The sequence below is a fragment of the uncultured Gimesia sp. genome (genome assembly GCF_937910335.1).
In the GTDB taxonomy this organism is placed as follows: Bacteria; Planctomycetota; Planctomycetia; order Planctomycetales; family Planctomycetaceae; genus Gimesia.
Map to the genome: position 1 here is coordinate 1 of NZ_CALEMX010000388.1, position 13,338 is coordinate 13,338.

Genomic DNA, 13,338 nt, shown 5'->3' on the forward strand with positions numbered 1-13,338 from the left:
ACAAATTTATTCGACTGCCCTGCCCCCCGCCATTTGTGCTGCCGCCTGCAAGGCATTGGAGATCATACAAGCAGAACCCGATCGAAGGCGATTATTACACGCGAATGCAGAGTTCCTGCGAATGGAATTACAGAATATCCCCGGTGTCAATGTTGTGGAGTCATCAGGGCCGATCATACCTGTTATTTTGAAAGATCCTGATTTGACCATGCAGATAGCAGCAGAGTTGCAGCAGGCAGGTTTTCTGGTGGGAGCGATCCGCCCACCCACGGTACCCGAGGGCACTTCACGACTGAGAATTTCCATCACTTGTGCTCATCAACGGGACGATCTGGAACGGTTTTTAAAAGCATTGGATCGTTCACTCGCCAGAATTGGTGAATCGCGATAAGGTATGCCAACTCCATTTTTTCGGAACCAGTAATAAAAGAGCCCTACAGGGTTGATTGTCAGTCCTCTACATCATCGATTAAAGTCTCCGGCATGAATTTTCGAGATCGAATAAAAAATGAGTACCCATTTGCTTCTCACTGGATGAGTATTGATGGTCATCAGTACCATTATTTGGATGAAGGGCAAGGCCAGCCTCTGTTGATGGTACATGGAAACCCAACCTGGAGTTTTGCCTGGCGGCGTTTGGTGAAGCAGCTTTCTGTGAACTATCGCGTTATCGCCATCGATCATATTGGTTGTGGGTTATCCGACAAACCACAGGATTATTCCTACAAACTGGAAACACATATCGAGAATCTGAAAACTTTGATTCAACATCTGAACCTTCAGAATATTTCACTGTTTGCCCATGATTGGGGAGGTGCCATCGGTATGGGGGCGGCCGTCGATCTATCTGAGCGATTTCAACGATTTGTATTGATGAATACCGCTGCCTTTCGTTCGCGGGAGATTCCCTTACGTATTTCTGTCTGTCGGATTCCTTTTTTGGGAGCCTGTGGAGTGCGGGGATTGAATTTGTTTTCCAGAGCTGCTGTTTCAATGGCTGTCGAAAAACACGACCGGATGACTGCTGAAGTCAAAGCCGGCTTCCTGGGGCCTTATGATTCCTGGCAGAACCGGGTCGCCGTTCATCAGTTTGTCAAAGACATTCCCTTAAAGCCCTCGCATCCCAGCTATCAGACACTGCAACATGTGGAAGAAGGTCTGTCGCAGTTTCAGAAACACCCCATGCTTCTGATCTGGGGCGAGCGGGACTGGTGCTTTACGACAAAATTTCTGGACGAATTCGAACGACGATTTCCAAAAGCGGAAACACAGAGAATTCCAGATGCAGGACATTATGTCTTTGAAGATGCCCACGAAATCATGTTGCCGCGAATTGAAGAGTTTCTTCAATCGCATGCCTTTACTGGCAGTTGAAGCACAACGATCAAAAATCACCAAAGTCAGGGTTGATGAGATGTTCGGTATTTCCCAGATGCGATACCGTCTCAATTTTCTTTCGTGGTTTTTGGGGTTGATATGCTTCGAAGTCGTCCACGCGAAATTCCGAAATCATATGGTTGATCCGATTTTCGATGTTCGTTAACTGATCACCTTCATCAGGAGCGACAAATGTAAAAGCGGCTCCCTTCTGGTCGGATGATAATCGGCCAACACGCCCGATGCGATGCACATAGTCGTCGCTGAATTCGGGGATGTCATAGTTGATGATGTGTGAGATTCCACTGACATCAATACCGCGCCCCATGACATCCGTTGCAATCAACAGTCGGATTTTTCCTTCGCGGAACTCTTTGAGAACACGATCTCGCTTGGGTTGAGGTAAATCTCCATGAATGGCAGCGACTGCTTTCAGCTTTTTCGAAAAAATACGATCCAGTTTGTCAGCGCCACGTTTGGTTCTCGTAAAGACAAGCGTTTGTTTGGGACGTTCCTGAAACAGCAACCGCGAGAGGAGTTTGACTTTGCGGTTCGGATCGACGGTGATGTAATACTGGTCGATGGCGTCGACGCTCACCTTGTCCTCAGAGAGATTGATGACAACAGGGTCTTGCATATAGCGTCTTGCCAGACGCTCAACAGGCGGTGGCATCGTCGCTGAGAGCAGTAATGTCTGTCGTTTTTCGGGACATTTGCGAAGGATCTTTTCAATATCGGGACGAAATCCAATATCCAGCATGCGGTCGGCTTCATCCAGGACGACGAATTCCAACGTATTCAGTTTCAAATTACCCCGATTAATGTGATCAATCACCCGCCCTGGAGTCCCGACTGCAATTTGGGCTCCCCTTTTCAATTGATTTTCCTGAGGGCGAAGCGGTTTGCCTCCTACAAGCACAGAAAGATTCAGTGATTTATCAGGACACAGCTTACGGATCTCTTCTGCAACCTGTTCACTCAGTTCTCTGGTGGGAGCCAGAATTAGTGCCTGTGCACCCGGGCGTCTCAGATCGATTTGTTGTAATACCGGCAGAGAAAACGCGGCCGTTTTTCCGGTTCCGGTTCGGGCTTGACCGATACAGTCCTGCCCTTTCACTGCGATGGGGATCAACTCTGCCTGGATCGGACTGGGTATTTCATATCCCGCCTCACCGAGGTTTTTCAAAATTTCATCATTGAGTCCTAATTCACTAAAACTGGACTTGGCTTTCTTCTTTTTCGTTTTTTTCTTTTCTTTAGTCATTACCTGTTCATTCCTGATGTAACAGGAGAAATCTTACTTTTTCATAAGGCGTCTCAAATTAAGATGATTACTATGGTTGGTTTTCGCCCTGATCGTCAATACTTGTTTGATTTGCATTGTCAATCGTTGCTTGTTCCCGAACCGAAATTCCAATCAGACGCTTGATGTCATCACTGTCAATAGCCTCTTGTTCTACGAGTGCTTTTGCCAGCAGGTCAAGTTTCTCCCTGTTTTCTGTTAATATTTTTTCTGCCAGTTGATCGGCGGCGTTCATAAACCGCTGCATTTCCTGGTCGATGACGTGGGCTGTTTCTTCGCTGCATTCTCCTTGCGATTTCATCTCTTTTCCGAGGAATGGATTTTCATCGGAGTGACGAAATGCCACTGGTCCGATCACATCACTCATACCCCATTGTCCCACCATTTTTCGAGTGATCTGTGTGGCCCGTTTAATGTCGTCCGCGGCTCCTGCCGTATGCTCGCCGAAGACAAGACCTTCTGCAGCACGTCCTCCCAACATGAATGCCAGTTGCGAGTGAAGATGCTTCTCTCCCATATTGTAGCGTTCTTCATCGGGAAGAAGTTGAGTGACGCCAAGTGCTCTGCCTCGGGGAATCACGGTGACTTTATGAACGGGATCAATTTCCGGCAGCAGCCAGGCCAGTAGAGCATGGCCGGCTTCGTGGTAGGCGGTCATTTCCCGTTCTTTGTCATTCAAAATTTCTTCGCGTGGTGGTCCCATTAAAACACGATCGCGGGCGTTGTCAAAATCTTCATCGTCGACCTGATCTTTGTTCAACCGCGTTGCCGAGAGTGCAGCCTCATTCACCAGATTCTTCAGGTCGGCACCAGAAAAACCAATCGTACCTGCTGCTATTTTATTCAATTCGACATTATCGGATAAAGGAATTTTCCGCGAGTGAACTTTCAGGATTGCTTCCCGGCCATCCTTGGTTGGTCGATCTACGGTGATATGTCTGTCAAAGCGTCCGGGACGCAGTAATGCCGGGTCCAGAACATCTGGTCGGTTCGTAGCTGCAATGATGATGACGGCTTCATTTTGTTGAAACCCATCCATTTCGCTCAGCATTTGGTTCAATGTCTGTTCCCGTTCGTCGTGTCCCCCTCCGAGTCCCGCACCTCGAATTCGGCCCACGGCGTCGATTTCGTCAACAAAGATGATACACGGGGCATTTTCCTTGGCGGTTTTAAATAGATCTCGCACGCGACTCGCACCGACGCCGACAAACATTTGAATAAATTCCGAGCCGTTAATGGAATAAAATGGGACGCCTGCTTCACCTGCCGTCGCACGGGCTAACAGTGTCTTACCGGTTCCAGGTGAACCCATCAGCAATACACCTTTTGGTATTTGCGCTCCCAGTCGTTGGAATTTAGCCGGCGTTTTCAGAAATTCAACAACCTCCTGCAGTTCTGCCTTTGCCTGCTCCATGGCTGCCACATCGTCGAACGTGGTCTGTTCTTCTGAAGGATGAAACCGCTTCGCCGGACTCTTGGTGAAATTTCCCAGCATACCACCGCCCATCGGGTCAGAAGAACGCTTTAGCATGTACCAGAAGAAACCGATAATCAATAGCGGACCGATTAACCAGGGGATGATATAAGTGCCAATACCGACGTTGGTGCTTTCGGCTTTGAAGATCACTTTCTGTTTGATTAATTCTGGAACGAGATCCCGATCTTCGACCGGGTGAGATGGAAGAACGGTATTAAATTCTTCTTCCAGTTTTTCGTCCTCTTTCTCCTTCTTTTCCTTATCAGGATTATCAGGACGAATCTTCCACTTGCCTGTCAGAATGTCACCATAGAAATCTACCGATTTCACATTGCCACGATTCAGTTCGGTAATGAAAAAACTATAGTCAACTTTCGAACCAGTATTTTCTGGCGAATTTTTCATCAGGATCAGACTGCCAACAACCAGAATCAGCAGGATGATGAGCCAGGGACCCGTTGAGGGAGCTGCCTGTTTTTCTTTGCCTGACAGCTTTTGAGGAGCTTTATCTTTGGAAGGATTCTCTTTTGGGTTCTCCGGAGGGGAGGACATATGATATTCCGTTCGTTTGCTGAAATCTTTATTTTACGAGTTGCTGATGATTGCATTAATCTTGATGTGGCAATCAGTTCGAATCTGTCTCTCATCAGGAATTTGCCTGAATCTCAACATAGGAGACAAATGTGTATGCTTGCGAATCAGTAACATGTTGCTGATTCTATGGGAAAATCTGTCCCTCAGGCAATGCTGCGAAGCCTGTTTTTAGAAAGGATCAGATAAGCCATCAGCAAAATAATGGCTTTCCGAATGAGATCTTTGAGACTCATTTCGGGATTATGATACTAATCTTTCAATCCATAACGCACAATACACCACAGTGCCTTCACACCATCTCGCCAGCCGATCTTCTTACCCTGATCGTATGTGCGACCATCGTAACTGATCGACATTTCAAAAATACGGCATTGACGACGGGCCACTTTTGCGGTGAGTTCCGGTTCGATCCCAAAACGATTCTGGCAAAGCCCGGGCGCAATATCCTTGATGACTTCTTTTTTGAATAATTTGTAACAGGTTTCCATGTCTGTTAGATTAAGATTGGTAAAGCAGTTTGAGAGTGTTGTTAAAAACTTGTTGCCCAGAAAATGCCAGTAATAAAGCACGCGGTGAGGCTGATCACCCAGAAAGCGACTGCCATACACGACGTCAGCTTTGCCTTCGATGATCGGCTGGAGTAATCGCGGGTATTCTGAAGGATCGTATTCCAGGTCTGCATCCTGGATGAGCATGACATCCCCCTCTGCTTCCAGAAATCCCGTACGAACGGCTGCCCCTTTTCCCTGATTCACTTCATGAAATATGACTCGGATTTGATTGATCGAATCTGTTCCAGCCTGGGCTTCGGCTTCCAGTCGTTTCAAAATCTCACGTGTGCCATCGGTACTGCCGTCATCGACGAGTACCAGTTCTTTACGAATCGGAACGGCTTTCACCTGATCGATGAGATTTTCTACTGTCTTACTCTCGTTAAAAATTGGAATGATGACAGAAAGCAGAAAGTCTTCAGGAATAGGATAAAATCCAAGTTGGCGGCAACCTGCTTCCCCCAGATAGGCTTTCAGGGAATCATACCATTCGGTCGTATAAGGGGAACCGTGTTCGTCGGATTGAGGAACTGGTGTCATTGAAAAGTAAATCCATACATAAAATTGAATAGGGAGTGGCTTTGGTTTTGATTTGCTCTACTCTGTATTATAAGTTGTAAACTGCATCTGCAAGGGGAGTTTCTAATTCGTTTCTGCTTTCGATGCTGGTCAGGTTGAACAAACCGGTTTACATTATCCAGACTGTCAAAATGATATTCCTCTTTATTTCTTTCCTACCGGATATTCCGAATATATTGATATCATAGAATCGAGACGGCAATGAATCCTACACGAATTCTGTTCACTGACGTAAGCTCACAAACCTGGATTGAAGAGGTCATGCTGAACGCCGAGAGTCACCCCGGTTTTTCAGAGAGTTCAAGCTGGTCAATCCAAAAAAAACAGCTGCATGGAGGCTTATCTGAGGGAGTTGATCTAATTGAAGTGAATAACGGCGCATTGACTCTCTCGATTTTGCCCTCACGGGGAATGGGGGTTTGGAAAGGTGCTTTTCAGGGAATCCCGCTGGAATGGAAATCACCCGTGAAAACGCCCATTAATCCCGCTTTTGTCAATCTATCAGAACGTGGAGGTTTGGGTTGGTTAAGTGGATTTAATGAGCTGATATGTCGTTGTGGTCTGATTTCAAACGGTCCACCAGGAACGGATTCTGCTGGAAATCCACTGGAATCTGAATTAACATTGCATGGACGCATTGCCAATACCCCCGCGCATTATGTGTGTGTTGAGCTCGATCCTGCTGAAGGAGGCATGATAAAAATCACAGGCAGAATGGAAGAAGGCATCTTGTTTGGTAGTCACTTTTTACTGGAATCGACGCTTGAAACTCAGATCGGATCATCAGAGTTCCTCATTCGTGACCGCATTACCAATCTGGGGCCGGATACGGCAGAATCTGAATTGCTGTATCACATCAATATTGGTCCACCGTTTCTGGAAGCCGGTTCCGAATTTACAATGCCTTTTGAAGAAATGGCTCCGCGGGATCCGCGTGCCGCAGAAGGAGTGAAAGATTTTAATACTTATCTGGGACCAACACCGGATTATGCGGAGCAGGCGTACTTTTTTCTTCCCGTTTGTGATGAAAAGGGTATGACTCCTGCCCTTCTCTGCAATAAACAGGGAGATTTAGGATTTCTGGTTACCTTTAAAAAAGCCTCTCTCCCTTATTTTACTTTATGGAAAAATACTTTGCCTGAATCGGGCGGATATGTAACGGGGCTGGAACCGGCCATTAATTTCCCCAATTTCAGGGGGGTTGAGCGGGAACAAGGTCGTTTGTTAGAACTTGGCTCAGGTGACAGTTACGAGACCGAATTCCGAATTTCCATATTAAATCATCAGGATTCTGTTGATGAGGTGAAGCAGAAAATTACGAAGTTAACTGAACAGAGCCTCTCTATCATCCATGATCAGCCCCATGATCGGTTTTCATGATTCATGATTCGCATCTGAGGATTTCCGCGCAGGTTGGATAGATTCTGAAAGCCAGAAATTATCAAAAAATACGAGAAATAACTGATTTCATGACTTTCAGGCACGTATATGGCTGGAATTAAATCAATTAATTCTGATATATTTGCGGGATTGAACTCCTTTGCGATTCGATTGATGCGTTGGGCATCAGCCGCAGAGTGAGACATTTGGTTTTGGATAAGTTGCTATTCACCAGAATGCTGCGAAAGATTCTCTAATTCTCTTCGCTTTTTTTGTTTGATAGTTAGATCGCATTGAACGACAGATTGCTCCTCTCAAGTTTAATTGTGTGAGAGCCACTCTTTATGAACTGTCGATGAAGAGGCGTCTTGACTGACGCTGGAACAGAAGAGCCACAACGAGCGAAATCTCAGTTCCACTAACTTCACAAGATACTCTGGATAATCTTTTAGACTAGAATACAACTTTGAAATTTTAAGCGTGTTTGGATTTTTTTTAGTATGGTTGATCGCAATTTAATTCGAGAATTTAACATTTCCGACGAAGACCTGGATGCAGCATTTGCAGAGGTCATGCCAACAGTGAATGAAGAGGGTGAAGAAACAGATTGGGTGCTGGATGATGTCTATGCTTCCGTGTCTTGTGCCTATGACGTGAATCAGATCATTGATGGCGTTGTTCTAAGCGTTGAAGGGGAAGAAGTTCTCGTTGATATCGGATTTAAGAGTGAAGGTGTTGTCCATATAGATGAGTGGTCTGAAGAGGAAGAAACTCCCAAGGCCGGCGATCAGGTACAGGTTCTACTTGAAGAAGTCGAAGATGAGTTCGGTTTGACGATGCTTTCAAAACGGAAAGCAGATCGCATCCGCGAGTGGGAAAAAGTGATCGCCACGCATGCGGAAGGCGATGTGGTTTCCGGAACAGTCGTTCGAAAAATCAAAGGTGGCTTGCTCATCAATATTGGTGTCAACGTCTTTCTGCCAGCCAGTCAGGTTGATATTCGTCGCCCCTCAGATATTGCCAACTATATTGGTCGTACGATTGAGTGCGTGATTCTCAAAATTGACGAAGCCCGTAGAAATATTGTTGTTTCGCGTCGTAAACTAATCGAAGAAAAACGTGAAAAACTCAAACAGGATCTGCTCAGCAAGATTGAAGAAAACCAGGTTGTTAAAGGTGTCGTGAAAAACATCGCCGACTTTGGTGCTTTCGTTGATCTTGGTGGCATTGATGGTTTATTGCACATTACGGATATGAGTTGGGGACGGATTAACCATCCCACAGAAATCGTCAAGATTGATGACGAAATTGAAGTCATGATCTTAAGCGTCGATCGCGAAAAAGAAAAAATTGCTCTGGGACTAAAGCAGAAATCACCAAGCCCGTGGGAACTGGTCGAGTCCAAATACCCAGTTGGCACAAAAGTCATCGGGCATGTTGTGAACGTGATGTCATACGGTGCGTTTGTCAAACTGGAAGACGGAATTGAAGGTCTGGTTCACATTAGCGAAATGTCCTGGACCAAACGTATCAATCACCCCAGTGAACTTGTTAATATTGGGGATGAAGTCGAAGTGGTTGTCCTCGGTGTCAATAAAGACAAACAGGAAATCTCACTGGGTATGAAGCAGACACAGTCCAATCCATGGGATGAAGTCACCAAGAAATATCCCGAAGGTGCAAAAGTCACAGGAACGGTTCGCAATCTGACCAACTATGGTGCGTTTATCGAACTGGAAGAAGGCGTCGACGGATTGTTGCACGTGAGCGACATGTCCTGGACACGAAAGATTTCGCATGCCAGTGAAGTGATGAAGAAAGGTGACGATATCGAGTGTCTGGTGATTTCTGTTGATGAAGAGCGAAAGCGAATTGCTTTGGGATTGAAGCAGCTGGCCTCCGACCCCTGGGAAACAGACATCCCTGAAAAGTATCAACCCGGTGCGATTGTGCAAGGGGTTGTTACCAAGATTACGAACTTTGGTGTCTTTGTAGAACTGGAAGAAGAGCTCGAAGGTTTGTTGCACATTTCGGAGTTAGCCGACCATAAAGTAGAAAATCCAGAAGATATCGTCAAAGTTGGCGAAACACTGGACGTGAAAATTCTGCGTGTTGATACCGACGACCGAAAAATTGGCTTGAGCCGCAAACTCGAAGATTCGATTGATGAAGAGTCAGAAACCGCAGAAGGTGGAGATGCGTCTGCTGCGGCACCTCGCAAGGAATTGATGGGGGGAACCGGCGGAGACGCTCCCCTGTTCGCGATGCCTATCGAAACTTCAGATGAAGAAGAATCTGTAGCTGATGAAGCCGCAACTGAAGAAGTAACTCCTGCGGTTGAAGAAGCTACCATTGAAGAAGAAGCTACCATTGAAGAAGAAGCTACGGCCGAAGAAGAAGCTACGGCCGAAGAAGAAGTGGCCGAAGAAGAAGTGGCAGAAGATAAAACAGAATAATTGGCTGTGAATCGAAATTTGATTCTCAGATTGATCAATTGAATCAGCGGTGGTCTTCATTGGCCACCGCTTTTTTAATGGGTGTCCCCTCTTTCTATGAGGCACGATGAATGGGCTACGGTTTCACCTGGGAATGCTTCTGCTGTATCGGAAATTCCCTCTGGCGGCGTTGTTTAAGTTTGTGATCTATATCAGCAGACATTTATGCAATGCCCGGGCTGTGCTTAAGTTCGAAACTATAGTAATAGCTACATTTTAGCAGTTCAAATCAATTCATCTCCTACAATCGTTACAGTTTCCGTAGATTCCTCTTTTACAGCCCTGCTTTTCCATACCGGATTCAGGAATCGATATTTATTTGCCGATATGTATTCATAGAGAGTGGGAGGTATTTCTATCTTCTTTCTCTATTGAAATCATCGTGTCGAGAGGAAACGAGTTCCCGCGAACGGTTGCAAATCTAATGGAAAGCCAGGGAAATGATTCGGCTTTTCCATTTGTCAACAACAGTATAGATAACAGGTTTTCCATGCAGAAAACTGCTCGACGGCGTTCCTCTTCAGCCGTACAGAATCCGTTAGAAACATACCTCAAAGAAATTAACGAAACAGCACTGCTCTCCGCAGATGAAGAGAAAGAGCTGTCGAATCGTATTGAGGGTGGTGACAAAGAAGCACGAGACCGAATGGTCCGTGCGAATCTGCGGCTGGTTGTAAATATCGCCCGCGCTTATTCCGGAAAAGGTCTACCTCTTCAGGATCTTATCGAAGAAGGCAATCTTGGACTGCTCCGGGCTGTTGAGGGATTTGATCCCGAAATGGGTACTCGCTTCAGCACCTACGCCAGTTATTGGATTAAACAATCCATTAAACGGGCGCTGGTGAACTCCGCGAAAACAATTCGAATTCCTGCTTATATGGTTGAGTTGCTGACGAAATGGCGACGTGCCACAGCACAACTGCAAGACATGTTGGATCGAACTCCTACCACTGAAGAAGTGGCAAAAGAACTGGATCTGCCTCCCAAGAAGTTGAAAATTGTGAAAAAAGCAATTCAACTTTACAACTCTTCACCACAGTCTGAGCAACACGAAGCGGGTTGGTCACTGGGTGAGATGATCCCTGATGACCGATTAAAAGGTCCCGATGATGAGTTGGTTGACAATGATAATCTCAAACACGTTTATCGTCTGCTGAAGGAAATCCCGGAACGCGAAGCCAATATCCTCCGGATGCGATTTGGATTAGATGGAGACGAACCCAAAACACTCAAAGAAATCGGTCAAACATTAGGTCTCACGCGTGAACGTGTGCGTCAAATCGAGAGCGAAGCACTCAAAAAACTGGCCAAGGAAATTTCCGGCGAGTAACTTTCTTAACAGTCGGTTCAAAAATAGTAAAAAAGACCAGTTATCGACTGGTCTTTTTTGCATTGGCGGGCACCACCAGAGGATCATAGATCGTCTGGTTTTTGTTTAAGTCGATCCTGCGATAGACGTGCGACAGTTGAATCATCAACGGTTCTATTTTCTCGTAGTATTCATCCAGACTGGTAAAAGACTGCTTGCGTTGTTTTAATTTCAAGATTTTGATTTCCAGTTCATCGCGTTCCTGTTTTTGTTTGCTGGAGATGAACTCAATCGGTTGAGTCGAGGACAGCGTAAATTGATGTGCTCGATGACCATCAGGCAATCCATCCAAAACAGAATGGATATCTGGAACTCTCTTCAGACCATGAAATTGATCACTTCGTGAACCCTTTTGATCGCCGTTGTCGTCCAGCAGTGCATGCTCAGTGGCGAGTTCTCCCTTTTTATGATAATACGCATTCGTGTCACGAGAGGCTGTCAGGTAGCCTTCCAGTAGCGAAATGTGACCATCATGATTCACATCAGCCTGTTGTTGAGTGTACGCCTGGGAAAGAAAATCACCGAAATGGGAGAAGTAAAACTCATGGCCATTTTTAGTGGCTGTAATGACCACACGATTATCAGCCGAAAGCATTTTCAAAAACGGCCCACTGGCAGAAAAACAATTGATGACTGCCAGAGGATGTTTAATGGTATCACAATACTGGCTTAACTGGTTATGAGTGAGATCAGGGCCACGCAAGTTAAAGCGTGCTGTTTTTCCATCGAATGTGCCATGTCCGATAAGGATCAGCCATGTGGCAGATGTCTGCTTGGTATGACGTTTCAATTCTCTGCTCAGTAGTTCCCAATCAGTGCGGCGGGCATCGACGGTTTCACCAATCACGATTAATTCAGCCTGTTTATGAGAGGCGATTTTTTTCCAGCGTTCGCTCCATTTGGCAAACTGTTGTTCATATTGCTCCTGACCTGTGGCGCCGATCACAATCACGATTCGCTCGGACTTCTCTAATGTTTCAGGAGATTGAGCGTTCATTTTCGGCGAGCCCATGATGAGGAACGTACCAAAAAGAACCAGAAATAATCTGTTCCGCCAACAAATTGACATCAGGGTAATCCTTTCCATCTTCTCAGAGACCATTCACCAAACAGGCAGCCCAAGACTAGCGTCAGGACCCAGGGGTGATGCCAGAGTGGAGTAACTAACTCTTCTGTGATCGGTAGATGACGTTGATCCAGTGTATTGACAAACTCATGTAATTTCTCAGCAGAAATGACTTCCCCCTTTGATTTTGCAGCTAGTTGTTGGAGAAGTTCAGGGTTTGGATTGACGAAGGGAAACTCAACTGCGTCAGGTTCATGGACCCATCCACCATGGATGGTCTTCGTTTTAGACTCAAGGTCGGTCACTGTGGCAGCAAGAGCATAGCCTCCCGGCTGAGGAGGCAGATAGAGGGCCTGGTACATTCCGGGTTGATCTTTGACCGGGTTTGTAGTCAGTTTGATGCGTTCTTTTCCTGGTGTCGTGATTTCCAGTACGACTTGATAGTCACTACGTTTCTGAAATTCCGCATCGCGGACAAGTACTTTAATCTTCGTTCCATCGTTTGTGTTCAGATTCTCTTCAACCAACAGGTCTACAGGTTCCAGTACATCGGTCGTCATCCAGCGCAATAACTGTCGCCAGGACTTGTTAAGTTGGGGTGTGGGAGAATCTTCTTTTAACCGCCAGCGCCAGAGATCACCTATCATGACGGCTGCAACTCGTCCTAATCCATAACGCTGTGTCGCAATCGCCGGGAAGGTTGCTTTTGATGAATCATTGACCTGGGCAGCCAGTGAGGCGCCGGGTTTTGTGGTGTCCATTCGATTGATCGTTTTAAATGGAGGCATCTCAGACAGACGTTTGTGTTCATCTTGTTCGTTTTTATGGTGCCTCATCCAGGGTTGCAGCCAGCCATCGCGGGTCAGAGAAAAATGATAGTCCGTCTCACTGGCGGGGGCTGCCTGTTGAGGGAAATAAACGGGCAGCAAGCGACTCAAGTCTGTTTTATGATACCCACCCTTCTGAAAAGATTCCTGTCCACCCAGCATTACCAATCCACCACCTCGCTCTGAGACAAAGCGTGTAATCAGTTCCAGTTGGTCGTGTGTAAAGAATGCTGCCTCCAGGTCATCAATGATAATGGTTTCATATTGAAAGAGTTCTGTTTCTGTTTTGGGAAATCCGTCTCTTAATTCATCAGGATGTT

The 13,338-nt window shown here is 46.1% G+C and carries 10 protein-coding genes; 5 read left to right on the plus strand and 5 right to left on the minus strand.

Going from position 1 to position 13,338, the window contains the following annotated elements; genetic code table 11:
• Together Q0668_RS15410 and Q0668_RS15415 are read left to right on the plus strand one after the other, a co-directional pair.
• On the plus strand, positions 1–391 hold a 391-nt coding region (locus tag Q0668_RS15410; RefSeq protein ID WP_298866244.1), incomplete at its 5' end, for an aminotransferase class I/II-fold pyridoxal phosphate-dependent enzyme.
• A 92-nt stretch (positions 392–483) separates the two neighbouring features.
• On the plus strand, positions 484–1,374 hold the full coding sequence (locus Q0668_RS15415) for an alpha/beta fold hydrolase (RefSeq protein ID WP_298866246.1): 891 nt from the start codon (positions 484–486) through the stop codon (positions 1,372–1,374).
• Positions 1,375–1,384: 10 nt separating this feature from the next.
• Here Q0668_RS15415 and Q0668_RS15420 read toward each other — a convergent pair whose 3' ends face one another.
• The 3 genes from Q0668_RS15420 to Q0668_RS15430 form a co-directional block, all read right to left on the minus strand.
• On the minus strand, positions 1,385–2,641 hold the full coding sequence (locus tag Q0668_RS15420) for a DEAD/DEAH box helicase (protein WP_298866248.1): 1,257 nt from the start codon (positions 2,639–2,641) through the stop codon (positions 1,385–1,387).
• 70 nt (positions 2,642–2,711) lie between these two features.
• A complete protein-coding gene (ftsH, locus tag Q0668_RS15425; protein WP_298866250.1) occupies positions 2,712–4,709 on the minus strand; it encodes an ATP-dependent zinc metalloprotease FtsH in 1,998 nt (665 codons plus the stop codon).
• A gap of 290 nt (positions 4,710–4,999) precedes the next feature.
• Positions 5,000–5,842 carry a glycosyltransferase family 2 protein gene (locus tag Q0668_RS15430; protein WP_298866252.1) on the minus strand — a complete coding sequence of 281 codons (843 nt, stop codon included), beginning with the start codon at positions 5,840–5,842 and terminating at the stop codon, positions 5,000–5,002.
• A 240-nt stretch (positions 5,843–6,082) separates the two neighbouring features.
• Between Q0668_RS15430 and Q0668_RS15435 the strand changes: the two genes are divergently transcribed.
• The 3 genes from Q0668_RS15435 to Q0668_RS15445 all read left to right on the plus strand — a co-directional run bounded on the left by Q0668_RS15435 (position 6,083) and on the right by Q0668_RS15445 (position 11,086).
• Positions 6,083–7,261 carry an aldose 1-epimerase family protein gene (locus Q0668_RS15435; protein ID WP_298866254.1) on the plus strand — a complete coding sequence of 393 codons (1,179 nt, stop codon included), beginning with the start codon at positions 6,083–6,085 and terminating at the stop codon, positions 7,259–7,261.
• A 500-nt stretch (positions 7,262–7,761) separates the two neighbouring features.
• Entirely contained in the window at positions 7,762–9,717 is a 1,956-nt protein-coding gene (gene rpsA, locus Q0668_RS15440; RefSeq protein WP_298866256.1) for a 30S ribosomal protein S1, read from the plus strand.
• 529 nt (positions 9,718–10,246) lie between these two features.
• A complete protein-coding gene (locus Q0668_RS15445) occupies positions 10,247–11,086 on the plus strand; it encodes an RNA polymerase sigma factor RpoD/SigA (RefSeq protein ID WP_298866258.1) in 840 nt (279 codons plus the stop codon).
• 40 nt (positions 11,087–11,126) lie between these two features.
• Here the strand turns inward: Q0668_RS15445 and Q0668_RS15450 are convergent, their stop codons facing one another.
• Together Q0668_RS15450 and Q0668_RS15455 are read right to left on the minus strand one after the other, a co-directional pair.
• Positions 11,127–12,194, minus strand: a complete 1,068-nt coding sequence (locus tag Q0668_RS15450) for a hypothetical protein (RefSeq protein ID WP_298866260.1) — start codon at positions 12,192–12,194, stop codon at positions 11,127–11,129.
• Positions 12,194–13,338, minus strand: a 1,145-nt coding sequence (locus tag Q0668_RS15455) for a glutamine amidotransferase (protein WP_298866262.1), incomplete at its 5' end; no start/stop codon positions are given. The genes Q0668_RS15450 and Q0668_RS15455, both read right to left, overlap by 1 nt.